General features: G+C 62.9%; 21 protein-coding genes. 10 read left to right on the top strand and 11 right to left on the bottom strand.

Features of this window, described 5'->3' with window-relative positions; all coding sequences use genetic code 11:
• Window positions 1-3: 3 nt before the first annotated feature.
• Complete coding sequence (locus AC6H4Z_RS15425) at window positions 4-462, bottom strand: hypothetical protein (protein ID WP_497542849.1); 459 nt, start codon at window positions 460-462, stop codon at window positions 4-6.
• 90 nt (window positions 463-552) lie between these two features.
• Between AC6H4Z_RS15425 and AC6H4Z_RS15420 the strand changes: the two genes are divergently transcribed.
• From AC6H4Z_RS15420 to AC6H4Z_RS15395, 6 genes are all read left to right on the top strand, one after another.
• Window positions 553-879 carry an ArsR/SmtB family transcription factor gene (locus AC6H4Z_RS15420; RefSeq protein ID WP_497542848.1) on the top strand — a complete coding sequence of 109 codons (327 nt, stop codon included), beginning with the start codon at window positions 553-555 and terminating at the stop codon, window positions 877-879.
• A 48-nt stretch (window positions 880-927) separates the two neighbouring features.
• Window positions 928-1,794: an arsenite methyltransferase gene (locus AC6H4Z_RS15415; protein ID WP_497542847.1), complete on the top strand. Its 867-nt coding sequence runs from the start codon at window positions 928-930 to the stop codon at window positions 1,792-1,794.
• A gap of 2 nt (window positions 1,795-1,796) precedes the next feature.
• Window positions 1,797-2,558 carry a metallophosphoesterase family protein gene (locus AC6H4Z_RS15410; RefSeq protein WP_497542846.1) on the top strand — a complete coding sequence of 254 codons (762 nt, stop codon included), beginning with the start codon at window positions 1,797-1,799 and terminating at the stop codon, window positions 2,556-2,558.
• Window positions 2,555-3,235, top strand: a complete 681-nt coding sequence (locus AC6H4Z_RS15405) for an MIP/aquaporin family protein (RefSeq protein ID WP_497542845.1) — start codon at window positions 2,555-2,557, stop codon at window positions 3,233-3,235. The genes AC6H4Z_RS15410 and AC6H4Z_RS15405 overlap by 4 nt, the downstream gene beginning before the upstream one ends.
• On the top strand, window positions 3,205-3,576 hold the full coding sequence (locus tag AC6H4Z_RS15400; protein ID WP_497542844.1) for a hypothetical protein: 372 nt from the start codon (window positions 3,205-3,207) through the stop codon (window positions 3,574-3,576). Before AC6H4Z_RS15405 ends, AC6H4Z_RS15400 begins: the two co-directional genes overlap by 31 nt.
• A gap of 114 nt (window positions 3,577-3,690) precedes the next feature.
• Entirely contained in the window at window positions 3,691-5,130 is a 1,440-nt protein-coding gene (locus AC6H4Z_RS15395; protein ID WP_497542843.1) for a hypothetical protein, read from the top strand.
• 14 nt (window positions 5,131-5,144) lie between these two features.
• Here the strand turns inward: AC6H4Z_RS15395 and AC6H4Z_RS15390 are convergent, their stop codons facing one another.
• On the bottom strand, window positions 5,145-6,749 hold the full coding sequence (locus AC6H4Z_RS15390) for a tetratricopeptide repeat protein (RefSeq protein ID WP_497542842.1): 1,605 nt from the start codon (window positions 6,747-6,749) through the stop codon (window positions 5,145-5,147).
• A 96-nt stretch (window positions 6,750-6,845) separates the two neighbouring features.
• Between AC6H4Z_RS15390 and AC6H4Z_RS15385 the strand changes: the two genes are divergently transcribed.
• From AC6H4Z_RS15385 to AC6H4Z_RS15375, 3 genes are all read left to right on the top strand, one after another.
• Window positions 6,846-7,439 carry a sigma-70 family RNA polymerase sigma factor gene (locus AC6H4Z_RS15385; protein WP_497542841.1) on the top strand — a complete coding sequence of 198 codons (594 nt, stop codon included), beginning with the start codon at window positions 6,846-6,848 and terminating at the stop codon, window positions 7,437-7,439.
• Window positions 7,402-10,155 carry a protein kinase domain-containing protein gene (locus AC6H4Z_RS15380; RefSeq protein ID WP_497542840.1) on the top strand — a complete coding sequence of 918 codons (2,754 nt, stop codon included), beginning with the start codon at window positions 7,402-7,404 and terminating at the stop codon, window positions 10,153-10,155. The genes AC6H4Z_RS15385 and AC6H4Z_RS15380 overlap by 38 nt, the downstream gene beginning before the upstream one ends.
• Window positions 10,156-10,298: 143 nt before the next feature.
• Window positions 10,299-10,964, top strand: coding sequence for a hypothetical protein (locus tag AC6H4Z_RS15375; RefSeq protein WP_497542839.1), 666 nt, complete (start codon window positions 10,299-10,301; stop codon window positions 10,962-10,964).
• A gap of 97 nt (window positions 10,965-11,061) precedes the next feature.
• On the opposite strand, the gene AC6H4Z_RS15370 is transcribed toward AC6H4Z_RS15375, so the two are convergent.
• From AC6H4Z_RS15370 to AC6H4Z_RS15335, 8 genes are all read right to left on the bottom strand, one after another.
• On the bottom strand, window positions 11,062-13,425 hold the full coding sequence (locus tag AC6H4Z_RS15370; protein WP_497542838.1) for a glycosyltransferase family 117 protein: 2,364 nt from the start codon (window positions 13,423-13,425) through the stop codon (window positions 11,062-11,064).
• Window positions 13,426-13,542: 117 nt separating this feature from the next.
• Entirely contained in the window at window positions 13,543-15,087 is a 1,545-nt protein-coding gene (gene purH / locus AC6H4Z_RS15365) for a bifunctional phosphoribosylaminoimidazolecarboxamide formyltransferase/IMP cyclohydrolase (protein ID WP_497542837.1), read from the bottom strand.
• A gap of 46 nt (window positions 15,088-15,133) precedes the next feature.
• Window positions 15,134-15,838 carry a phosphoribosylglycinamide formyltransferase gene (gene purN, locus AC6H4Z_RS15360; RefSeq protein ID WP_497542836.1) on the bottom strand — a complete coding sequence of 235 codons (705 nt, stop codon included), beginning with the start codon at window positions 15,836-15,838 and terminating at the stop codon, window positions 15,134-15,136.
• 10 nt (window positions 15,839-15,848) lie between these two features.
• Window positions 15,849-16,421, bottom strand: a complete 573-nt coding sequence (locus AC6H4Z_RS15355) for a D-glycero-alpha-D-manno-heptose-1,7-bisphosphate 7-phosphatase (protein ID WP_497542835.1) — start codon at window positions 16,419-16,421, stop codon at window positions 15,849-15,851.
• Window positions 16,418-17,776: an L-seryl-tRNA(Sec) selenium transferase gene (gene selA, locus AC6H4Z_RS15350; RefSeq protein ID WP_497542834.1), complete on the bottom strand. Its 1,359-nt coding sequence runs from the start codon at window positions 17,774-17,776 to the stop codon at window positions 16,418-16,420. Before selA ends, AC6H4Z_RS15355 begins: the two co-directional genes overlap by 4 nt.
• Before the next feature lie 4 nt (window positions 17,777-17,780).
• The gene (locus tag AC6H4Z_RS15345; RefSeq protein ID WP_497542833.1) at window positions 17,781-19,097 is read right to left on the bottom strand and encodes an Ig-like domain-containing domain; all 1,317 of its coding nucleotides are present in this window, start codon (window positions 19,095-19,097) and stop codon (window positions 17,781-17,783) included.
• Window positions 19,085-21,871 (bottom strand): valine--tRNA ligase, encoded by a 2,787-nt coding sequence (locus AC6H4Z_RS15340; protein ID WP_497542832.1) that lies wholly within the window; start codon window positions 21,869-21,871, stop codon window positions 19,085-19,087. Before AC6H4Z_RS15340 ends, AC6H4Z_RS15345 begins: the two co-directional genes overlap by 13 nt.
• A 78-nt stretch (window positions 21,872-21,949) precedes the next feature.
• On the bottom strand, window positions 21,950-22,756 hold the full coding sequence (locus AC6H4Z_RS15335; RefSeq protein WP_497542831.1) for a BON domain-containing protein: 807 nt from the start codon (window positions 22,754-22,756) through the stop codon (window positions 21,950-21,952).
• 108 nt (window positions 22,757-22,864) lie between these two features.
• Here AC6H4Z_RS15335 and thrS point away from each other — a divergent pair, with 108 nt between their 5' ends.
• Complete coding sequence (gene thrS / locus AC6H4Z_RS15330) at window positions 22,865-24,838, top strand: threonine--tRNA ligase (RefSeq protein ID WP_497542830.1); 1,974 nt, start codon at window positions 22,865-22,867, stop codon at window positions 24,836-24,838.
• Here thrS and AC6H4Z_RS15325 read toward each other — a convergent pair.
• Window positions 24,835-25,665, bottom strand: a complete 831-nt coding sequence (locus AC6H4Z_RS15325) for an MOSC domain-containing protein (protein WP_497542829.1) — start codon at window positions 25,663-25,665, stop codon at window positions 24,835-24,837. The two genes, thrS and AC6H4Z_RS15325, sit on opposite strands and share 4 nt — an antisense overlap.
• Between the last annotated feature and the right edge of the window lie 41 nt (window positions 25,666-25,706).

Here is a 25,706-nt window from a genome sequence, read left to right as displayed (position 1 = left end):
TACTCAGTGCGGCGAGATCAATCGCATGCGAGTGTAGGGGTGACCGTTACACCCAGTTCTCGGTGTCTCGGGATGCGCGACCGTCACCGATTCCGCCGCGGCGGCCGAACGGGCGTCAAACGCGCTAAAGCAAAACGCCCATTGGTACGGCGACATCCCGTCGAGCTTCACCCAATCGATGCGTGACCAGCGTCCGCGCGGGCCGGGATTCGTCGAATCATTTCGTGCGATGAGAAAGCGCTGTGTCGTGGCCCAACGAACGATGTCGTAGTGATTGCGCGGACGCTGGAACCATGTCGCGGCCGCGATCGAATGACGTTCGCCGTAATCATCCTCGAACTCTCCCATCATGAACGCAGGCGGTTGAGCCGAACTCGGCGACACCGCTGTCGCGTGCGTCCGGCCGCACGCGAAGGTGATGAGCAGTGCGGCGATCGCGGAGACGCGGTCGCGTCTCAGCATTGGACGCTCAACGAAGTGTGGCGCATAGCGAGGATCATGTCGGAAGATACGTTGGCTTGACCAATCAAGAAAACTCGTTACGTTAACGGCATGGTCGCTACCGCCACGATCGATACTGCACGCGCCGCCGCGCTCTTTCACGCGCTGTCGGATGAAATCCGGCTCGAGGTGATCGGGCTCCTGCTCAATGGGGAGCGTTGCGTGTGCGAGCTGATGGATGAGCTCGAGATGGCGCAGTCGAAGCTCTCGTGGCACCTCAAAACGTTGAGTGACGCCGGAATCATCTCGGGCCGACGCGAAGGTCGCTGGATCTACTACTCGTTGAACGCCGAAGCGATTGCCGACGCGCGCGGGATACTGGATGCGATGAAGCCGAGCACGCGTCGATTGGCGACGCGAACGGTGTGCTGTGATTGAGTGTTTTTCATTTCCTTAATCCATCAAGAAAAATCGATGGAGGTGCCGATGTCAGACGACTTGAAAGATTCCGTCCGCGAGAAATACGGACAGGCGGCGCTTCGTGTCACACAAGGCGCAACGGATGCCGAGTGTTGCGGATCGAGCGCCTGCTGCGGGGCGACGACCGACGCCTGGGACCCAATCACGTCCAATCTCTACGACGACGGGCAAAAGGCGGGGATTCCCGCGGAAGCACTCCTCGCATCTCTCGGCTGCGGCAATCCGACCGCGCTCGCTCAGCTCAACGAAGGCGAGGTCGTACTCGACCTCGGTTCAGGCGGCGGGATCGATGTACTGCTTTCGGCAAAGCGCGTTGGTCCGACTGGCAGGGTTTACGGCCTCGATATGACTGACGAGATGCTGGCGCTGGCGAATGAGAACAAGCGAAAGGCCGGTGCGACGAACGTCGAGTTCCTGAAAGGCGAGATCGAAAGCATTCCGCTTCCTGATGCGTCGGTCGACGTCATCATCTCGAATTGTGTGATCAATTTGTCGGCGGACAAGGGACGTGTCCTCCGCGAAGCATTTCGTGTTCTCAGGCCAGGCGGAAGATTCGCGGTATCTGACGTCGTCGTTCGCGGCGAGGCACCCGCCGAAGTGCGACGCAGCATGGAACTGTGGATCGGATGCGTAGCGGGCGCGCTCGAAGAGCTCGAGTATCGGAACCTTCTTGCCGACGCCGGTTTCCGTCGTGTTGAGATCGAACCGACTCGCGTGTACAAAGCCGAAGATGCGGCGGCGTTCCTGATCGGCTCTGGACTCGATCCCGAGACATTCGCAAAGCAGATCGATGGAAAGTTCATCAGCGCATTCGTTCGCGCGACGAAGCCCGACGGTGATCCCGCGACAACGTTGCTTGGGCGAGTCGAATAGCGATGCGGTACGCGCTCATCTCGGACATCCACGCGAACCTTCCCGCGCTGGATGCCGTGCTCGCGGACATTCAGCGTCGCGGGGACACCGACGTGACTTATCACCTCGGTGATTTGGTCGGGTACGCGCCGTGGCCAAACGAAGTCATCGATCGAATCGCCAAGGCCGGAATTGCCGGTGTGGCCGGCAACTACGATTCGACTGTCGCAACGAACTACAAGCATTGCGGCTGTCGATACGAAGACGAGCGCCAGGAAGCACTGTCGCATCTGTCGTACGAGTGGACGCGAGCACAGGTCTCGATGGCGAACAAGGAGTGGCTCGGCGCATTGCCGTTTCGAATCGATCTTCGGCCACTGGGTGGGCATTGCGCAGGTCCGACGCTGATGCTCGTTCACGGCAATCATGCCTTGAACACGGTGTATGTGACTGAGGATCGTTCAGACGATTTCCTGTCGTCACTCGCCCGCGGGGTTGGCGCACGGGCCGGAGACATCGTTGCGTTCGGCCACACGCACAAGGCGTGGCAGCGCATCGTTGACGACGTCCGATTCGTCAACACGGGCACTGTCGGGCGACCCAAAGACGGTGATTGGCGAGCCGGTTACGTCGTGATCGATGTCGATGGATCGCGCGTCGATGTCGACTTTCGCCGTGTCGACTACGACCTCGAAAAGGCGGCGGGTGGAATCATCGCGAGTACGCTGCCAAATGACTTCGCCGAGTTTCTGCGGTCGGGTGGCGTCGCGACGCGCAGCGCATGAAAGCGTCACTGATGCGCCGTTGCGCCGCTGAAGCACTCGGGACGTTCGGCCTTGTGATGATCGGGCCCGGCGCTGTGATGATTGCGGCGCGGACGCACGCGTTTGGCCAGATCGGGATTTCACTTGCCTTTGGTCTCGCCGTCGCGACGATCGTTGCGATGAGTCGCCGCTTGGGCGGAGTTCATATCAACCCTGCGGTGACAATTGGTTTCTGGTCGATAGGGCGTGCTTCATCGCGAGATGTCGTGCCCTACGTCTGCGCGCAGTCGGTCGGGGCGGTAACCGCGTCGTATCTGCTCGGTTGGCTGCTGGGACCGATCGCGAATCTGGGCGCAACGTTGCCGATGTTGCCTGTGCCGCAAGTGTTCGCAATCGAGGCTGGCTACTCGGCGCTCCTCGCCCTCGTCGTTGTTTGGGTATCGACGGACGTACGAGTACCTGAGGCGATCGCTCCGATCGCGATTGGAGCGACTGTATTCGTTGGCGCGCTCGTCACCGGACCGTTCACGGGGGGCAGTTTCAACCCGGCGCGCTCGCTGGGACCTGCGGTCGCGTCGGGCACGTGGACGGCGCACTGGCTCTACTGGGCGGCGCCGATCCTTGGAATGGTTGTCGCGATGTGGATGTATGAGACTATCTTTGACGCATGTTCCTACGACGGCTCGTTGGCCTGCTGACCGCAGCGTTCAGTTTGAATCTGAACGCTCTTGCCGCTGATACCGCGTGTTCCGCGCACGGCGGCACGATGATGACAGCCGGCGTGTCGCATCACGAGTCGACTATGGGACATCACATGGCGGCCGCGAGCGGAGAAGCGGTTGAACAAGTCGGCGAACCCTGCCAAACGCCGACGCAGCCGCACTGCTGCGAAGCGATGGCCACGTGCTCGACGATCGGTGTCGGGTCGACGGCGTACCAGACACACGCGCGCATCATTCAGGGTTCTCTCATTGATCGCCCGGCCGAGAGGTTGCTGACGCGCTTCATCGCGCCCGAGACGCCGCCTCCCAAGGCATAGCCCTTCTCACAATTCGGTGTTCGTGAGCCGCGCCCGTGCCGTTGCACGCGCGCGCGGAGAAGACGCGTTGTGTCGTTGCTGACGGCGCGCCAGGGCAATTCATCTCGGGAATCAATGTTCAAACTGATTGGCGGCCGGCGACCTATTCTATGTATAGGCCTCGGCAGTTTCCTTTTCGCCGCGAGCGCAGTCGCGCTCGGGGCACAACGTCCAACAAAACCACCGCGCGATAGCGTCGCGCGCGTCGATAGCGCACAGCACGACATGGCTGGCATGCCGGGAATGTCGGATTCGTCCATGAAGCCCGCTGCAGTGCCAGAGCCGTTAGGCGTTTCGATGGATCGGATGGGTTCGGGGACCACTTGGATCCCAGATGCCGTCCCGCTTCCATCGCGTCACTTTACGGCGGGCAACTGGGACATGATGCTCCACGGGTTCGCTTTCGGTGAGTACGACAAGCAGGGTGGTCCACGCGGCGATTCACAGTTTGGGTCGCTGAATTGGGGGATGTTCATGGCGAGCCACGAGTTGGCTGGCGGCCGCTTTCAGGCGCGCACCATGCTCAGTCTGGATCCCGCGACCGTGACGGCGCGCGGCTATCCGCTACTGCTTCAGACTGGCGAGAGCTATCGAGGGTCGCCGCTGCATGATCGACAGCACCCGCATGATTTCTGGATGGAACTCGGGGCGATGTATGAGCGGGCAATCTCGAAAGACGCAGGCATCGAACTATACGCGGCGCCAGCGGGTGAACCGGCGCTCGGGCCAGTGGCGTTCATGCACCGGCCATCGGCGATGGACAACCCACTGGCGCCGATTGGCCATCACTGGCAAGATGCCACGCACATTTCGTTCGGCGTCGTGACCGCGGGCATCTTCACGCACACGTGGAAGGTCGAAGGATCGGCGTTCAACGGGCGCGAGCCAGATGACAGTCGCTGGAACTTCGAGCCGATGAGACTCGATTCGTACTCCGGGCGGATCACCGTGAATCCGAGTGCTCGCTGGAGCTTCGCGGCGGGGTACGGTTCGATAAAGAGTCCAGAAGCCGCGATGCCTGATGAGACGATCCATCGCACCACGGTGTCGGCGATCTATGGACGACCAGTCGGTGCCGACGGCCAGTGGGCGACGACTTTGCTGTACGGCACAAACTCGGATTGGTCGATCAACGCGTCGTCTAGCAGCGTGTTACTGGAGTCAGAAGCGATTCTCGATCGTTCGAATACCGTATTCGGTCGCGCCGAATATGCGCGAAAGAGTTCAGAGGACCTCGTCGTCGACGTGCCTCCATTCAACTTTGCTTCGGGGAGGCAATTCGACGTCGGCCAGGTGTCGCTCGGATATATTCGCGAGATATTTGGGCTTCGAGGAGCGACGGTTGGCGTTGGCGGTATGGGAACTCTCAATATCGTCCCGTCTTCCCTGAGTAGTGTTTACGGTTCTCGCACGCCGGTTGGTGGTCTGGTGTTCCTTCGGTTGCGACCGGCGGGAATCGGCATGCGCGCAATGGGTGACCAACCCTCGATGGACCACATGAACCATCGGATGTAGCCGATATAGAAAAGTCAGAAGCGCGACGCGGTGAGCTTGACATCGGCCTTTGCCCATGCGCGATCGAAGCGCTTGAGCACCGCCTGCGCTTCGGTCGGCCGGTGTTGCCCATTCAGAGCTTGGGCGAGGCCGAAGAGCGACCATCCATTCTCAGGAAAACGAGTGAGGTCGCGGCGATACACCGCTTCGGCCTCGCGATATCGCTCGGCGAGGATGAGCGCCTTGCCGAGCGAGTGACGCATTGGGTAGTACCATACTGGTGGTTCGCTGTAGAGCATCGCGTCCTCGAGCAGCACCGCGGACTGAAATGAACGGACCGCCGCACTCAATGCGCCGCGGCGCAAATCGATTTCGCCAGCCAGCGCGCGCTCGGCGATCAATAGTGAGGTGCCGTTGTCGCTCGTCGGAAACGTGAACGCAATTCGACCGACGGAATCCAACGCGGCGTTGGCTTCAGCCCATCGATGCTTGGCGGCGAATGCGACGCCACGTGCATAGAAGGCCATGCCGGTGGCGAAACGATGTTCGGGCGGCGGCGCGTTCTCGGTGAGAATGCGGTCCCACTGACCGAAGGTCACGAGTGTCCAATAGCCCGCTGGCGTGATTGCCTCGACCCACGGCAGCTCGGCGGCGACGCCGGGGTCGACATTCGCGGCCGCTTGGAATGCGTGATCGATCGCAAGTTGACTCGCGCCCATCATTGACGCGGCGAAACTTAGAAAATGATGATTGTGCGGATAGTAGCTCGACGCGTAGGTGCCGCGCTTCCGGGCGCCAGGAGTGTCGAGCGACGTCTGGTCGGCGTGCACCGCGTGACGATTCGCGTCGACGGCATCCGCATATCGTCCGACACGGATGTAGATGTGTGCCGGCATATGGACGAGGTGGCCAGCACCGGGCATCAGCTTCGCCAATCTTTCTGCACAACGAACGGCACGAGTTGGGAACCTGGCTTCGACTGCATGGATAAAGAGGTGACAGCCGCCGGGATGATCCGGGTTGGCTTTCAGAATCGTGTCGAGCTGCGCGAGAATCGCACGCGTGCCGGGCCGAGCTGAACCATCAGCGTTCCAGTAATTCCAGGGACTCAGATTCATCAATGCGTCGACGTACCACGCGCGCGCCTCGAGATTTCGTGGCGCAGCAAGAACGACTTTGCGCATAGCTCTCGCATACGCCGTGTCGAGCCGAGGGCGAAGAGCTGGATCGGTTGACGTGTATCGTTCGACCAACGCGTCGATCAGTGCGACTTCCGACGAGTCGCGCGCTCGAGATTGGGCGCGCTGGGCAGCCGCCAGCGCACTCTCCGCGTCTGCGGGCCGCATGGCCGCATTGATGTTCGGTCCGAGCGCGAGCGCGATGCCGAATGCGCACATCGCGCACGTGGAATCGAGCTGTTCGCCCTCTCGAAAGGAGCGGATTGCCTCGGCATGGTTGAAACCCCATAGAAGCCGGAGGCCCTGGTCGAAATACCGCTGCGCCTCGGGCGAGGCATTGACGGCGTAGTGATGGGTGCCGAGGTTTTCTTGGATCGCCGGAGCTTGCGCCTGACGCGACACTTGCGACACGTGCGCCCCGCCCTGGATTGCCAGGAGCAAAGGCAAATAGATGGTCCGCATGAGTCCCTCTCAGGCGTATGGTTTCATGAACGCCGCTCCACGCGACGGGCCTTCTCTAGCTGCGCAAACAGCTGGCGGAACCCGACAGGACATCCGATGACGGATACGCCAGGTCCGGTCACGAACCTGTTGGCGCGCCTGAGCGCTGGGGACGACGACGCCGTCGACCGGCTCTTTCCGCTCGTTTACCAGCAGCTCCGACACGCCGCGGAAGGTGTGCTGCGTTTCGAGCGCCCCGGCCACACGCTGCAGCCTACGGCTCTGGTGCACGAGGCGTATCTGAAGCTGGTCGGAAGCGGTGGCATTCCGGCGCGTGATCGCGGGCATTTCATGTCCATCGCCGCGAGGGCGATGCGACAGATCTTGGTCGACCACGCTCGCCGGAGGGGGGCGAGAAAGCGTGGCCAAGGGGAAACGCCGCTTCCGCTCGATTTTCCAGTGGCGGCCGACGGCATGGCGGTCGACGAACTCGTCGCGCTCGATGATGCGCTCGATCGGTTGTCGGCTCAGAGCCCGAGATTACGCAGTGTAGTCGAGCTCCGGTTTTTCGGAGGGCTCAACGAAGACGAGATCGCCGAGACGTTGGGGGTCACGACTCGCACTGTGCAGCGGGATTGGGTCAGGGCGCGTGCCTGGCTCTACCGAGAGGTCTATGGAGACAAAGGGGGGCCGAACGTCGGAGGGTCCTGAAGGGGCGCGCGAATGGGAGGCCGTCGACGCCCTGCTCGACGGTGCGCTGGATCAAGCGCCGGCGGCGAGGGCGGATTGGGTGCGCGCGAATGCGCCGAGCGAAGCGATCGCCCTCGAGGTCATCGGTCTGCTGGCGTCTGCCGATCGGCGCGGCGTACTCGATGAAGCGCTTCCGACGCATCTCCTCGCGCCCGAGACTCCTGACGAGATCAGGTTTCGTCTCGCCGCCGCGCTCGACGGCCGCTACCGCATCGATGCGGTGCTTGGCCAGGGCGGGGCGGCGACCGTATTCCTCGCGCACGAACGCAAGCACGACCGGCTCGTTGTGCTCAAAGTGCTGCGGCCCGATGTCGCACGGTGGATCGGCGCAGATCGCTTTCTCTCCGAGATTCAAATTCTCGCACGGCTGTCGCATCCGCACATTCTCGCGCTGATCGACTCTGGTAACGCGGACGGGCTTCTCTACTATGTAATGCCGTATGTCGGTGGAGAGACGCTGCGCGAGCGCCTTGCACGCGGGCCGATCTCACCGGACGAAGCGCTTCCCTTGCTGCGTGACATTGCCGCGGCGCTAGCGCATGCGCATGAGCAGCGACTCGTGCATCGTGATCTCAAGCCCGACAACATTCTCCTCGTCGCCGGCCACGCGTTTCTGATGGACTTTGGAATCGCGAAGCTGAGTCTCGAACTCCGCAGCACTGGTGAGACCGCGGAAGGCTTCGTCGTCGGCACCCCGGCGTATATGGCGCCGGAGCAGGCCGCGGGTATGGGCGTGGACGTACGCGCCGATCTTTATTCGTGGGCAATCGTCGCGACTGAGACTCTCGCTGGCCGGGGCAAGCGCGCTGGCGATTTGTCCAAGTCTCTTCCGCGCGCCCTTCGTGAGCTGATCGAACGCTGTCTCGAAACGGATCCAGCCAAGCGGCCGGTTGACGGCGCCGAACTGCTTACGAGTATCGACACGATCGACGAACGTGCCATACGCATCCGCGTTGGCCGACGGGCGCGATGGATTTGGCCAGCGATCGCTGCAGCGCTCGCTCTCGTGAGCCTGGTCCTGTTCAAGGCGATTGGACCGCACTCGCCTTCGCTTGCGAGTGGCCCGGTGATGGTTGCGCCTCTCACCAACGAAACGGGCGACACATCGCTTGCGGTGTGGGGAAGGATGGCGGGCGACTGGCTAACGCAGGGACTTCATCAGACGGGCCGCGTTGCAGTTGTACCGTGGCCGGTGGCGTTACAAGCATCCGTTGCGGCGGCTGCTCACGGTGGAACCGATCCGGTTCGCGCGCTCGCCGGCGAGGCAGATGCACAAACGCTCGTAACCGGCGCGTACTACCTGAACGGAAAGACGGTCCGATTCCAGGTGCAGATCACTGACGCTCGCAGTGGAACAGTGTTCGCGGCGCTGCCGCCGATCGAAGTCAATCGCGATTCGATCCGTGCCGGCATCCAACAGCTGCGCGATCGTGTGATGGCCGTATTCGCGATTCGCACGGATCAGCGATTGTCGAGCGTTCCTGGTCTCATCGACGAACCGCCGACCTACGAAGCGTATCGGCTCTTCGAGCGCGGCATCGACCGCTTCAACGCACTGGACTACGTATCGGCGACGGATGCGTTCATCGACGCGTGGCGGAGCGACACCACGTTCACGGTTCCGCTCGTCTATGCGACGACGGCGTACATGAATCGAAGCGACTACGAACGCGCCGATTCGCTGGTGAAGGCGCTGCGAACGCGCTCGGCCCGACTCAATCCGTATCACGAGCTCACGCTGCGGTACACCGAAGCCATGCTCGCCGGCGACGGGGCGCGTGCGCTCGCGATGGCGCGGCAGGCAGCGGCCGTCGCGCCGGGCGGACGTGCGCAATACACGCTTGCGACGATGGCGCTCAACCTCGGTCAGGTCGACGACGCGCTCACGACGCTGCGCGGCATCGATCCCGACAAGGGCGTGATGAAGGGATGGGCGCCGTACTGGTACGTGCTCACGCACGCGCAGCATCTCAAGGGAGACTTCGCTGTCGAATTAAAGACCACCGAAGAGATGCGCCGACGGTATCCAGATGCTCGCGCCGCATGGGTGCATCATGTGCGGGCGCTCGCGGCGATGGGAAATTCGAAAGCCGCGGATTCGGTCGTCGAGAGTGCGAGCGCGCTGCCGCCGGACACGTATTGGAGTCAGGGTGCGATGCTCGCCGTCATTGGCGAGGAGCTCGAAGCTCACGGCTATCCCGGTGGGCCGCGGTACTACGACCGAGCAATCACCTGGTTGGCGAATCAGCTGGCGCGCGATCCGACGAATCGCGCACATCGCTATTGGATGGGTCGAGTTCACCTCGATCGTGGCGCGCCAGACGACGCCGCGCCGTATTTCGAGTCTCTCGTCCACGATTTTCCAAACGACATTCGGTTCCGCGGGCTCTGGGGAGTTTCAGCGGCATTCAGTGGCGACACCGCACTCGCGCGTCAGCACCTCGGTGAAGCACCCGCGTATCGACGCGGTGACTACCTCGCATTTCTCGCGCGGTACGCCGGTATTGCGGGCGATCACGAGCGTGCAATCGCGCTGTGGAGTGAAGCCATTGGGCGCGGCTTCGAGGGCGGCGTTTGGATGCACGCGACGGCGCGGCGCGAGCTTGCATCGGTTGCCAACGACGAACGCTTCCGTCGGTTGGGGATCTTGCCCGTGGAGAAACGCGCGAGCAAATGATTGTGCGCGACACACACCACGCGTGTGAAAGTCGCGTGTCGGGTTGTGCGATGAATGCGCGCAGTATCTGACAACCACCCGCCGACTGCGCGCGGCATTGGTGGCTCAGAACGCATCGCGCACATCCTCAGGAGAAAACTCTCATGCGACCCACGTATGCCCGGCGGCTCTTTGCCGGCCTTACTGTTGCCGCCGTGGTTGCCCTGGCAATCGCCGCCGCGACCGCCGCGGCGCCCGCTCATGCCGCCGTGTCCTCGCCGACATCACTGAACGACGCATGGCTCGACAAGCTCAACGGTAAGCATCGCGAGCTGTTCGACACGCCGGCTCCTGTCGGCGGCGTTCCGCTCGTGCATTTGATGAATTACTACGACACGTACAACAAGGCGTACGCCACCAAGGACCACGACATCAACGGCATTCTCACGTTCTACGGCGGCACGACGTTCTACGGTCTCAATGACGCCGTGTGGGCGAAGTACCGTCTCGGCGAATTCCTCGAGAGCAACGATGCGACGACCGGAAAGCCGGCGACGTCGAATCCGTGGCGTGTTGCGCCGGTTGCGCTGGGGCTGACCCTGCCGCAGGCGAGCATCGAATCGATGCAGAAACGTGGCGCAACCTTCATCCTCTGCAACAACGCGCTCACCATCTTTTCAGGCATGCTCGCTCAGGCGCGCAACTTACCTGCCGATGCGGTGTATGCCGATTTGAAGGCGAACATTCTTCCGGGCGTCACGCTCGTTCCGGGGATGGTCGTCGCGATCGAGAAGGCGCAGGGACGCGGTATCGCGTACCATCGTCAGTAAACTCGAATCGCAGGATGCACGTGCGAATGGTCGTTCCCGGGGGGGAAAGGCGGCCGTTCGCATTTGCATTTTCGGCCTCGATTCAGTTACGAGTTTACTAAGGTTTCTTTGTCTTCGGCGGAGCTGCTGGAGCGGCGGGAGCCTTTCCGCCTGGCGCCGTCGGCGTGGTTTGCGCCGCGGCGGGCGGCTTGGGCAGCAACTGCGCCGCAGCCGTATCTCCGATCGGCTGTGAGAACTCGGACTCGGCCCCGCGAACCAGGTCGTCCAGGCGAACGGTCTTTGCGACCTGCTTCGACTGATTGAAGACGGCCTGCGCTTCCGGAAGTCTGCCGCGCATCTTGAGCGCTTCGGCCAGTTCCATTCCCGTCGCGACGTACAGATAAGGAATGCCCACCGACGGACGATCGATCCAGTCGCCGGTGTTGAGCACCGACTGCGGACCCTTGAACACGTTCTTCCACAGGTCGACGCTGCGCGGCAGATCCAGCCATCCGTCACCCTGCACGTACACGGTGTCCTTGGCCGTGGCCGGCGTGGGCGACACAAAGAGCTTGGAGGCCAAGCCTTGCGTGAGCACGTTGTCGCCGAGACCAAGGGAACGCGCATAGCCGCCGGAGGTGCGCGCGAAGTAGATCGGGCGCTGCGGCCAACCGTCCTGAATCATGCGCAGCACGAACAGGTCGGCGCGCTGGAGCACACCATGATCGAGATTCTGCGGATTGATCGTCGCGTGAATTGGACCGGAGCTGAACTGCATCGGCGCGTTCAGCTGATAGTACGCCGGCACTGAATCAGCGTCCGCCATCGTCATGTGAATCGGCGGCGTGGTCGGCTTGACCCACTGCTGGTTGCGATAGATGGCCGGGCCCTTCGCCGCATCGTAATCGTACGCCGGACGACGAATGATCTGGCGAACATACCAGTCGGTGTTGAGCAGAGACGTATTCGCCACGATCACGTCTCGGCGAATGCCTTCGACTTCCTGAGCGTACCACAGGGGGAAGGTATCGTTGTCGCCGACAGTGACGAGCACGCCGTATGGCTCGACGGAATTCAGCAAGTCGGCGGCAAAGTCGGCTGTGTCACGATGACCAGCCCGCGACGCCCAATGCCAGTTTGCGAATAGCGGTACGGCGGCGAGCAGCAGGATCGGAGACGTCATCCGCCACGCACGCAGCGTCGGCACTGATTGGCTCTCGCGTCCGACCTTCACCGTTTCCGTCTTGACGAGCGACGCGATCGACTCCCACACGTACAGAAGTCCGAGCGCAGCCCAAACACCCCACGCCGAGAAGCTCCACAGGAAGAAGTAGTCTCGGTCACGCACCTCGTGCGGCGCTTGCGACGCCTGATCCTGCGACGCGCCAAGCTTGAAGTTCAGGTAGTAGATCAGCACCAGCGTCATGGTGAACATGAGCGAGCCGAAATACCAGAAACTTCGCCTGTCCCTTTGGAAGTGTACCCAACCGCCGAACAAGCCTAGCACGAGGAAGGCTGCGGCGAACAGCGCTTGAACGAACGGGTTCTCGCCATGCGCGTCGCGGATCCACTGCCACTTGAAGTACATCCAGTACATGCCGAGCTGTTCGCCGAACGTTGCCTGACGCTCGGAGAGTTCCGGCTTACCGTACTGGCCACGATTGAAGTTGTAGCTGAACGCGTCCATCGTGCCCTTGGAGAAGGTGCACGAGAACTCGAGCTTGGTGCGACAGGCTGTGGGTTCGCCTTCGTTGATCGCCGGGAAGTACGCTGCGCGAATCGGCTGCGTGGCGAAGGGCGTGAGACCGAACAGCAGCATGCCGACGCAGGCAAGCAACAGCTTCCAGCGGAAGATCGTGCGCGGACGGACGATCAGCACCGCGAGACCAACCGCTGGTGCGGCGAGCATGCCGGCCATGTGGTTCGCGTATCCAAGTCCGAGCAGATACGCGACCAGCACGAGAATCCGATCGGCTCTGCGACCATCGGGATCGTCGGACCAACGGATCATCAACCACGAAATGATCGCGATGCCAACGAGTGACACCGTGTAGACCTTTTCATTCACGACCGACTGGTTCCACACGGTGAACGCGGTCGCTCCGATCAGCGCCGCGACCACGCCGCCGAGGATGCGCTGCCAGCGTTGCGGGAACCAACTCACGAGCACGCGCTCCGTGATCAAGAACCACATTCCCGCCGATATCGCGCTACAGATCGCGGCGAGGATGTTGATTCGCACCGCGACCGTCGTGGCAATCGGCAGAATCGAAAACACGCGGCCGATGATGACGAAGAGCGGATTGCCCGGAGGGTGGGGAAGTCCGAGCGTGTAAGCGGCGGCGATGTATTCGCTCGTGTCCCACATTGCTGTGGAGGGCGCGAGCGTGACGAGGTAGAGCACCAGCGTCGCGAGCGACACGATGAATGCCGCGCGGTACGACGGTCGGTAGTCCAGCTCGAGGGTCGTTGAGGTCGCCATGTCGATCGGTATGTGTGCGACAGCAAGCGCCCCGCAAAAGGTGCGGGGCGGGAATCCTGAAAAATGATGGAGCGGAAGAGGTTACGCCACTGGCAAGTCGCCCATTGGGGCGTACTTCTAGTGACGAAATTGCCGCTTCTTGGTGAATACCATCGCAATGCCTCTTTCGTTCGCCGCCGCAATCACTTCGGCGTCGCGTACCGAGCCGCCCGGCTGCACTATCGCCTTGACTCCGGCATTCGCGGCCTGATCCACGCCGTCGCGGAACGGGAAAAAGGCGTCCGACCCGAGAACTGCTCCTTCGGTCAGGTGCCCTGCGGTTTCAGCCTTGTGGACCGAGAGAAACGCCGCGTCGACGCGCGACATCTGGCCGGCGCCGATGCCGATCGTTGCGCCGTCGCGGACCAGCACGATCGCATTCGATTTAACCGACGCGACCGCCCTCCAGGCAAACAACAGATCAGCGTACTCGGCGTCCGTTGGGGCGCGCTGGGTCACCACGTTCCACTCCGTGTCGTCGATCACGACCGGGGCGCGCTCCTGGACGAGCACGCCGCCGCGAACACGCTTGTAGTCGAGATTCGAGGTGCCGCCGTCGCTGCCCCACGTCGCGCGACCTTCGAGCACTCGGAGGTTCTTCTTTCGACCGAGAATCTCGACTGCGCCGTCGCTGAATTTCGGGGCGACGATGCACTCCACGAACAGGCTCGATACAGCGTCCGCCGTCGCATCATCCACCGGAACCGTGAAGGCGACGACCGAACCGAACGCAGACACGGGATCGCAGGCGAGCGCCTTTCGATACGCGTCGATCGCGGAGGTCCCAACCGCGAGACCGCACGGCGTGGTGTGCTTCACGATCGCGCACGCAGTGCTTCCGTCGAACGGATCGATGGCGAGCAACGCGCCTTCGAGATCGAGGAGATTGTTGAACGACAGTTCCTTACCGCCGCGCTGTTGCAGCGCCGCGAGTCCAACGCCTGGGCGCTCCGTGTAGAACGCCGCGGCCTGATCCGGATTTTCGCCGTAACGCAGCGACTGCGCCCGGCCAAACGAGACGACGATCGTCTCGGGAAATTTCTCTTCGCGCTGGATGGCGAACCACGACGCGATCGCACCGTCGTACGCGCCCGTGTGCGCGTACACCTTTCCGGCCAACAACCGGCGTAGATCTAGATCGTCGTCCTTCGCACTGAGAGCGGCGAGAACTCGCGAATAATCGGTCGGATCGACGACAACCCAGACCGACTCGAAGTTCTTGGCCGCCGAGCGCAGCATGCTCGGACCGCCAATGTCGATATTCTCGATGGCCTGCTCGGGTGTCACGCCCTTTCGCGCGACGGTCTCACGGAAGGGATAGAGATTCACGGCGACGAGATCGATCGGTTCGATATGATGCTCCGCGATCGCGGCCATGTGCTCGGGCACGTCGCGGCGCGCCAGCAACCCGCCGTGAACCGCTGGGTGCAGCGTCTTCACACGGCCGTCCATCATTTCGGGAAAGCCGGTGACATCGCTGACGTCGGCGACAGTCAATCCAGCGGCGCGAAGCGAACGCGCAGTGCCGCCAGTCGACACCAAGTCCCACCCAAGCTCGGTGAGTCCACGAGCGAAGTCGATCAGTCCTGATTTATCGGAAACAGAGAGTAGTGCGCGAGGCATAGCAGCGAGAGGGAGCGGGGTGCGTTACGGGCGTGGCGGTTGGAGCTCAGAAACCCAAGGTGAGGTCGATATTCTCGGCGAGACGAGATTCCTCATGCGGTAACAGCGTGAACGACGGACGCGCATCGACAATCGCGTCCGTCGTCGATTCCATGCAGTTGGCCAGCGTGATTCGCCCCGCGGCAACGGCATCGACCACGCGCGGAAAGAGCAGATGTTCGACGCGAAGGACGCGCGATGCGAGTGTGCCGGCGTCGTCGCTCGGGAATACAGGTACCGGCCACTGCGCAATGATTCGTCCGCGATCATACTCACGATCCACGAAATGGACGGTGACGCCCGTGACACGCACGCCGGATTCGATGACCGCGCGATGCACGCGCTGTCCGTACATGCCTGGTCCGCCGAACGACGGAAGCAGCGCGGGGTGCACGTTGATGATCCGTCCTTCGAACCGCTGTACGATGATCTCAGGAATGAGCCGCAGGTAGCCCGCGAGCACGATGAGATCGACGCGGTGCTCGTCGAGAAGCGCTTCCATTGATGCGCCGTCCGGATTCGCCTTGGTCGCGAGGGCGCTGAGCGCGATGTCGCGGCGCATTGCCCGCTCGAGCGCGCCCGCGTCCGCGCGATCGCTCGCCACCACGACGACGTCACCGCCTCGGCGCTCGCCACACTGGTCGAAATAGTCGAGGATCGCCTGAAGGTTGGAGCCACCGCCGGACGCGAGCACCGCGATACGAGATCTCATTGCGCGGAGTCTATTGCCGCTGGTCCGACGCGGGAAGCGTTGCGAGAAATCGATCGACCGCTTCTCCGACCGACGCTGCCGTCATGGCGGAGGCGTCTTGCGCTCGGCGCTTGTCCTCGTCCGGGGTAGAGTCGACGTCGAGTAAGATCGCCATTCCGCCAAGGGCGGTTCCGGGCACGACATCGCGCCAGCGATCGCCTGTGAACAGCGATCGCGCTGGGTCGAGATCGTGGTCGGCGATGGCGCGACGATACAGCTCGAGCCCCGGCTTTCGGCAGTCGCACGGGCCGGTAATGTCGGGGTAGTGCGGGCACATGTACGTGGCGTCGATTCGCGCGCCGCTCGCGTGGAGCAGTTCGTCGAGACGCTGGCGAACGAGCTCGTAGTCGTCGGGACCGAGGTAGCCCCGCGCGATCCCCGACTGGTTGGTCACGACGATGACCGGAATGTCGCGCGCATTGAGCCGGCGAACGGCGTCCGCCGCGCCAGGCAACAGCTCGACGTCGCGCGGATCGCGCACGTAGGCCGCATCGCGAATGATCGTCCCATCGCGATCGAGAAATGCTGCGGGGCGTCCGCTCATTGCATAGCCACGCGAAGTGCGTTCATCAACTCTTCGTCCTCGGATGGAAAGATCGTTCGCAGATCGACGATCACGCGATTGTTGGCAACGCGGCCGATCACGGGAGTGGCGCCAGCGCGAAGGCGCTTCTCGATGCCAGTCGCATCTCCTGCGATAGCCAGTGCGACAGACGGAATGCGCGCAGTGGGAAACGCGCCACCGCCGACGCTTGCGTCGCTGTCGACGATCTCTACCGCATCGGAATTCAATCGAGCGCGAATCTGCTCTGCTCTCGAACGGAGTGGCTCGAGGCCAACAGTGAGTTGCGCGAGCGCCGGGATTTCTCGAATGGCGCGCGCGGGTTCTCGGTACAGTGCCAGCGTCGCTTCGAGTGCGGCGAGCGTGAGCTTGTCGACGCGATATGATCGCGTGAGTGGGTTTTTCTTGATTCGGTCGATGGCGTCGCGTGCGCCGAGGATGATGCCAGCTTGCGGACCGCCAAGCAGTTTATCGCCGCTCATGGTGACGAGTCCGAGCGTTCCCCCCGCGCGAACCGCATCGGGCGCAGTAGGTTCGCCGCGCAGGCCAAACTCGTCGAGCGGTACCATTAGCCCGCTGCCGAGATCGTGCAGCGACGGGATTCGTCGCTCTGTAGCGAGCGCTCCGATTTCAGCCGGCGATGCCTCGGCGACAAACCCGGACACCGCAAAGTTGCTTCGATGCACCTTGACCACGACGCCGGTGTCCGCGCTCAAGGCATGGCGGTAGTCGTCGAGGTGCGTGCGGTTCGTCGTCCCGACTTCCACGAGCCGCGCGCCGCTCTTGGCCATGATATCGGGAATCCGAAAGCTTCCACCGATCTCGATGAGTTCGCCGCGCGACACGAGTGCCTCGCGGCCGTTCGAGAACGTGTTGAGCACGAGGACGAGCGCCGCCGCGCAGTTGTTCACGACGAGCGCATCGTCGGCACCGGTCAATTCACGAAGCAACGCCGCGCAATGCACGTACCGCGAACCGCGTTCGCCCTGTTCGATGTCGTATTCGAGATTCGTGAATCCCGACGCAACTCTGGTCACGGCGTCGACGGCAACCTGGGCGAGGGGAGCGCGCCCCAGGTTGGTGTGCAGCACCACGCCGGTACCGTTGATGACACGCCGAAGCGACGACTGCGTTGTTGCCTGGACGAGGCGTCCGACCGCGTCGGCCCATGCGGCTTCGTCGAGCGGCGGAACGATCGATGAAGCGCGTGCTTGTTCGATCGCCCGCCGGATCGCATCTACGACTACCGCGCGCGGCGCTTGCGCAAGCAGCGGTTGCACGGCGCGGCTCTCGAGGAGCGAACTCACGCTCGGGAGCGCGCGTCGTTGATCGGTCATTCGACTATCGCGGTGGACGAGCGGGAGGCGGAGCTGCGCCGGGCGGTCGACGTGTAGAATCGGCCGGGGTGCGTTTTGCGGTGGAATCAGGCGGTGGCGGAGGTTTCGGCGTCGTGAACTGCCGCGACACCGTTTGTGCGTTCCCCACGAGATTTCGAACCCCGCGCGTCGTGATCCGATATGCCGAATTCGGATGTACGGGCGTCGTGGGTGAAAGCGTGATGATGAAACCTCGATCGGGCGGCGGGCTTCTTGGCTTGGGCGGCGGCGGAGCCCCACGCGTCGGGCTCGGTGTCGGCGGCGGCGGGACGGTGGCTGCTGGCCGGCGCTGAGTCGTGTCTCCGCGCGCCCGCGCCGAGTCGGCGCGAATGGAGTCGGCTCGCGCGCGAGCTCGAGTCGAGTCGGCGCGACGGAGCGAATCGGCGGCAGCTTTCGTGCGGTCGTAGGCCGCCTGCCATTCGACGCGCGTGACGTCGAGCTGCGACGAATCCGCGCGCTGAAGCGTGACGATCGCTGGTTGGAGCGGCATCGCCGGATCGATTGGCTTGTCGAAGGTCACGCGCAGCGTGACGCTATCGATCATCATGACGTTGTCGATGTTCGGCGGCATCGAATCGCGTTCGATTGCATCGAGCTCGATGCTCTTGCTCACCGTTGAGATCTCGACGCGAAGGGTGTCCCACTTCTCGCCGCGATCGACCGCGCGATTGGCGTTCTGATCGATCAGCCCGCGCACGAGGTAGGTGCCCGCTTCCATCGGACCGACGTCGAAGACTCCGACACTGTCTGTTGCCGTGATGTACACGAGCGACGTGTCTTTCTGCGAGATGGCTTCGACGTACGCACCGTTGACGCCGCGTTGTGCGGCCCAGTCGAACAGCGTTCCGCGAATGGCAAACGGTGGGAAGCCTGCGCCCGTGGAGAAAAGAATGGTCGTTGTTTCTTTGCGAATGTTGCCGCGAAGATCGACCAGCCCAGGGAGCATCGTGACGCGGTACGCCGTGTTGGGTCGGAACCCATTTCGCGGCCGCACGGTGATTTTGCTGCGGCGCCACGAAACCTGCGCCGCGCCGTTTCGCGGAGAGATGAGAAAAATCCCGTCGAGGCCGCCCGCGGCGCTGGCCGGCCGGTCGCTCACAACTTCGTCGAACGAAAACTGGACCGACCGCACCTTCACGTTCGTCTCGCCCGAATCGGGCGAGATCGCGACGATCTTCGGTGGTGAATGGTCCTCCGGTCCGCCCGGCGGTGCTCCCGCTGACGCGCAGCCCGAGACGAGCGCTGCGAACAGCGCGAGGCCGCCGGCGGCTAAGCGCCGCACAGCGACCGGACCTTCTCGACGAGTTGTTCCCGCTTGGACTTCATCTCGTTCAAAATCGCTCGGTCATTCGCCACCACTTGTTCCGGGGCGCGTTCGACGTATTTCGGATTGTTCAGACGTCCTTCTCTCGACACGATCTGCTTTTCCAGCTCGGCCACCTCGCCGCGGAGTCGTGCGCACTCCTTGTCGATGTCGATCAGCCCAGCGAGCGGAATGATGATCTCCGTTCCGCCGCTGATGACCGCATGCGCCGCCGCACCTGCCGGCGCCTCGTCAACGACGCGCACGTCCGACCGCGTCAGTCGCCCAACGGTCGGACCCTCACTCTCGAATACGCCGCGAAGGCGATTCTGATCCGAAGTCGCCGGTCGAATCTGCACTTCGATTGGTTTTCCGGGCGCCACACCATTGTCGGCGCGAGCCTGGCGCACGGCAAGAATCGCCTCGCGCACCAGTTCGAAGTCCTGCGCGGCGGCCGATGGTCCGGCGTCACGACGCGTGGGCCACGATGCCCGCGCCAGAAATTCTCCATCCTGGTGCGTGGGCAGCTTCTGCCAGAGCGCCTCGGTCACGAATGGCACCACCGGATGCAACAGCCGCAGTGCACTGTCGAACGCGTGCACGAGCACCGCGCGCGCCACCTCGCGATCTGCCCCCGGGGCGTCGAGACGCGCCTTCACAGATTCCAAATACCAATCCGCCAGTTCGTTCCACACGAAGCGTCGTGCCGACTCGGCGTATTCGTTGAGCCGGAGTCCGGCGAATCGCTCGCTCTCGCGCCACGCGCGCTCATCGGGCGATGCGTGCGGCTCCGTTGGCCAGAGCGGACCAAGCGCACGATCACACTCGTCGATCGCCGCGTCGAGCCGCGACAGAATCCACTGATCGGCGAGCGTCAGCGACGACCGATCGAGGGCGTCGACGGCCTTGACTGGTTCCGTGCCCACCTTGTCGAGCAGAAAGCGCCCGATGTTCCACAGCTTCGTGCCGAAGTTGCGGCCTGTCGCGAACGATTTATCGATATCGCTCGGATCGAGAATCACGTCGGCGCCCATGCCCATGCCCGCAATGAGCGTCCAGCGCAGCGCGTCGGCACCATACAGCTTCACCACGTCCATCGGATCGATGCCGTTGCCGAGGGACTTCGACATCTTGCGATGCTGGGTGTCGCGCGCGGTGCCATGCAGATACACCGTATGGTACGGCGCGCGTCCCATGAACTCGTATCCGGCCATGATCATGCGCGCCACCCAGAAGAACAGAATCTCCGGGGCGGTCACGAGCGTGTCAGTCGGATAGAACGCTGCGAGGTCGGGCGACTGTTCGTTCGGCCAGCCGAGCGTGGAAATCGGCCAGAGCCACGACGAGAACCACGTGTCGAGCACGTCCTCGTCCTGACGCACCGCGCCGCCGCAATGCGGACACTCGGTCACGTCATCGCGGCTCACGATGATGTTGTTCGGTGACTCACACGCGTCGCAGTACCACACCGGCACGCGATGTCCCCACCACAACTGGCGCGAGATGTTCCAGTCGCGAATGTTGGTGAGCCAATTCACGTACACGGCTTCCCAGCGTTCGGGCAGCACGCGAATGGTGCCGTCGCGCACGCCCTGAAGGGCAGGGCGGGCGAGCGGCTCCATCTTCACGAACCATTGATCAGAAAGACGCGGCTCGACCACCGTGTCACACCGGTAGCAATGGCGCACCGCGTGTTGATGCACTTCCACTTTCTGTAGCGCGCCTGATTCGCCGAGCAGCTTGACGATCGCGTCGCGAGCTTGGAATCGGTCGAGCCCAGCGATCGACGACGGCACGCGACCACTAGCGTCTTCTCCCTCGGCCATCATGCCGTGCTCGTCGATCACCACCGGCATAGGCAGCGAGTGGCGACGACCCACTTCGAAGTCGTTCGCGTCGTGCGCGGGCGTGATCTTCACCACGCCGGTGCCGAAGGCGGGATCGGCGTAGGCGTCGGCGATTACCGGAATCGGTCGATCCACGATCGGTAGGCGCACGAACTTGCCCACGAGATCGCGATACCGATCGTCTTCCGGATTCACCGCCACCGCCACGTCGCCGAGCATCGTTTCAGGGCGCGTCGTTGCCACCACGACCGTGCGCGACGGATTGCCATCCACCGGATAGGCAATGTGGTACAGCTTGCCCGTCTCGTCCTGGAACTCCGCTTCCTCATCGCTCAATGACGTGAGACAGCGGGGACACCAGTGAATTACACGATGTCCGCGATACACCAGTCCGCGCTCGTACAGGCGCACGAATGCTTCGCGCACCGCCACCGACAACTCGGGCGACAGGGTGTACGCTGTGCGTGTCCAGTCGGCCGACGCGCCGATGGCGCGCAGCTGCTGGAGAATCACGCCGCCGGTTTCCTCGACGAACGCTTCGGTGCGTTTTACGAACGCTTCTCGACCGAGATCGAAGCGCGTCTTGCCTTCAGATGCGACGATCTTTTCGACGACGTTCTGCGTGGCGATTCCGGCGTGGTCGGTGCCGGGCACCCACAGTGCTTCCGCGCCACGCATGCGCGCCCAGCGAATGATCACGTCCTGAATCGAGTTGTTCAGGCCGTGCCCGACGTGCAGGATTGCCGTCACGTTTGGTGGCGGCATGACGATCGTGTAGGGCTCGCGCGCTCCGCCGACATGGACGGAGGCTTCGGTGTGCGCGTTGAAGCACCCAGCATCCATCCACGCTTGGTAGATCTCGGATTCCGTCGCAGCGAAGTCGAAACGATCGGGCAGGTCTGTCATAGTCGAGAAAGATAGCAAAAAAAGAAAAAACGGGCCGCGAGTATTCGCGGCCCGTGTCTTTTGCGGAAGTGACGCCGATCAGATTTCGGCGTCGAGCGGGTTCGCGACGTGGTCTGCTTTTGGTACGCCAGTTGGTGCGACGGGTCCGCCGCTCGCGCGATCACCGCGCAAGACGCTCTTGCTACGCGTCCGACGTTCGGCGGTTCCGTCGATGTCGTCGGCTGCGTTGCGAATGGCCTCGTCGGCGCTCTGCCACCGATTCTCGAGGGGGACGCGCGGGTCGGCATGACGATCGGCTTCGTCCGACGTACCCTGACGCCGGCGACCCGTTCCGACGGTGCCACCCTGCCAGCCGGTCTCGGTCAACGACGGGTCGCCGTCGCGGACGCGCTGCGCAGCTTCCTCGAAGCGACGTTCTTCGTCGCCGATCGCAATGCGATTCACGACCGTATCCACGCCCGGTACGCCGCGCGCGATGGTCACCGCGTGCTTCGACTCGCCCTCGTCCTCGACCCAACCGGCCAACTCGATGACGCCGTCGCCGATTGACCCAATGTCCACTGCGCGTTCGGAGAGAATCGGGTCGTTGCGGAACGCTTCGAGCACACGCTCCTCGAGCGACTCGTCGTAGTCTTCACCTTCGAATTCGTCTTCCTCGATGTCCTCGAATTCTTCCACATCCTCGTCGGCCGCATGGGCGCCGCGAAGCGTGTCGTCGGCCGGTCGCGCGCCGCGGCGGCGAAGCTTCGACGTCAGACCGTCGAGACCTCCGACGCGCTGCGCGACGAACATTCCAACCGCGAAGCCGGCCACGGCTCCAGCGAGAATTCCAAGGACCGTACCGGTGGATGACGACTCTTCGTCGCGATAACGGAACGGTGACATAGCGGGTGAGCCCTGTGGCGGAGGTTGTTGCAGAATGATAAGTTACGCTGATCCAGCGCGCGAGTGTCGCCTTCGCTCGCGGTGCAAGAAAAAGGCCACCTACAAGACATGATTGACCGTCCATCTGAAGCGACGCTCACGCTGACGCTCCCCGACGGATCCGAGCGCACCGTGGCGCCGGGAACCCTGCCGTCCGACGTCGTCCGATCGATCGGCGAACGGTTACTGCAGGCCGCCGTTGCAGTGGAAATCAACGGCACCATTCAGGACCTGGTTACTCCGCTCCGATCGGGCGGAAGCTTTCGGGTCCTCACCGACCGCGACGGTCGATCGCTGGACGTGCTGCGGCATTCCGCAGCCCACGTTCTCGCGACCGCCGTTCGACGTTTGCGTCCCGAAGCAAAGATCGGGTTCGGTCCGTCGATCGATGACGGCTTCTACTACGACTTCGAGGTCGAACAGCCCTTCACGCCCGAAGACCTCACCGCCTTCGAGAACGAGATGCGGCGAGTCGCGGCCGAGAAGTATCCGTTCGTCCGCGAAGAAGTGAGTCGCGCCGAAGCGCAGAAGCGTTTCGTCGACGATCCGCTCAAGCTCGAACGCCTCTCCGAACTCGGCGAGGACGAGATCATTTCGACGTACACGGACGGTCCGTTCATCGATCTGTGTCGCGGCCCGCACGTGCCCGACACTTCTCGGCTCAAGCACTTCAAGCTGACGCACACCGCCGGCGCCTATTGGCGCGGCGACTCGAAGCGTCAGATGCTGCAGCGCATCTACGGGACAGCCTTCTTCAAGAAAGAAGAGCTGGACGCGTACCTGCTCCGCATCGAAGAGGCGAAGAAGCGCGACCACCGCGTGGTCGGCAAGCAGCTCGACCTGTTCATGATGCATCCGTTCGCACCCGGCGCCGTGTTCTGGACGGAGCGGGGGACGGTGCTCTTCAACGCGCTCAACGACTTCATTCGCGAGCGTCAGCGCGACGACTTTCACGAGATCAAAACACCGCTCCTCTACAACAAGGCGCTGTGGGAAATCTCTGGGCATTGGGGCAAGTACAAGGAGAACATGTTTCTCGTCCTCGACAACGAGACGGGTGAGCACGACTTCTCGCTCAAGCCCATGAACTGTCCGTCGCACTACCTGCTGTATCAATCGAAGAAGCATTCATACCGCGAACTGCCGCTTCGCTACGTCACGTTCGACGTGTTGCATCGCAACGAGGTGACAGGCGCGCTGTCTGGGCTCACGCGTGTGCGTCAGTTTCAGCAGGACGACTGTCACGTTTTCCTGCGCGAGGATCAGATCAAGGACGAGGTGCATTTCCTCGTCAAGTTCATCCTCGAGTACTACCAGTCGTTCGGCCTCACGGCAAAGCTGAAATTTGCGACGCGCCCCGAAGTCCGCATCGGCACCGACGAGATGTGGGAAGGCGCCGAGTCGGCGCTGCGCGCTGCGCTCGAGTCGACCGGCATGGAGTACGAGCTGAAAGAGGGCGACGGCGCGTTTTACGGACCTAAGATCGACTTCGACGTAACCGATTCGATCGGACGTCCGTGGCAGCTCGGCACCATTCAGCTCGATTACAGCAATCCTGAGCGCTTCGACCTCACTTATGTCGGCGAGGACAACAGCGCGCACCGTCCCGTAATTATTCACCGCGCGGTGAGTGGGTCGCTCGAGCGCTTCATCGCGATTCTGATCGAGCACTTTGCCGGCGCGTTTCCGGTGTGGCTCGCACCAGAGCAGGTCCGCGTGCTGCCGATTACCGATGACTATCGTGAATACGCCGAGCAGGTTACCAAGCGTCTGCACGATGCGAACGTGCGCGTACATCTCGACGCGCGATCCGAAACACTCAAGTACCGCGTTGCCGAAGGCGCACGCATGAAGGTGCCGTACATGCTCGTCGTCGGAAGGCGCGAAGCGGAGCTCGGCACGGTCGCGGTGAACGTGCGCGGCGCGGGCAAGGAGCAAAAGCCGAACTCGGTGTTGCTTGATGAGTTCGTGTCGCGCGTCGTTGGCGAGAATTCATCGCGGACGCTCACACTGTCCGCGCACGCCGAGGTGGTTCCGGCCTAGAGTGGTGGTGCGCTGAGCACCGCCACCTCATCGCCGACCCGGATCTTTCCGGGTCGATCGTGTATCGCGTTTTGTCCGACGAAAACCGAGCCATCCGGTCCTCGTCGGTAGGTGGCGAGCGTCGCGAGTGGTTCCTTTCCTCGCGCCGCCGTCGTCTGATCGATCGTCGGGATAGCGCAGCGCGCGCACGGCTTCACAATCGAAAGCCGAACGCCGGACTCTCCGCCGACCTGAATCGTTCGCCACGAATCTTCTGCCCATGGTGCGCTGCCCTCGACGACCACGTTCGGGCGGAACCGATTCATCGGCAGCGCCGTTCCTCCGCGTGCAACGATGCGCCCATTCAACTCGGCGATCGACGACTCACCGATGACGAGCAGCGGAAAGCCGTCGGCCAGACCCACCTGGCGGCCGTCTGGATTGAAGGTGCGATCGGCGATGCGCACTGAGTCGTCGGGAAAATAGACGACGCGGCACGGCGCTTCGAGAACGTCGCTGAACCACGCATCGCTTTCAGCGCCCACGGGCACGACCTCGACTTCGTCGTCCCAAATCGTCGCCGTGATTCGCTCGGCGCTCGGATCGACGTTTGGCACGACATATCTGGACTGATGCGGTGCACGCACCGCAAGACGGCCATCGACCACCTCGGTCGTCACGAGTGCCAATCGGTGACGCTCGCGCTGCGAGATGAAACGACCGTCGGCATCGATCAACATCCACCGTCGGTCGAAGCGTGGGCCGAGGTCGTCGAGCTCCATCGCGTCGATCTCGATCCCGGCGGCAGATTTGAGCGGATAGAACCACAGACCAGAAACACGAATCACGCGATCAACCTCGGGGTGACCGGCCGCTCCCGCAGCATCTG

The sequence above is a fragment of the Leucogemmata humicola genome (assembly GCF_055379415.1).
The sequence above is the reverse complement of the archived record's forward strand: the minus strand, read 5'-3'. Positions and strand labels throughout refer to the sequence as shown.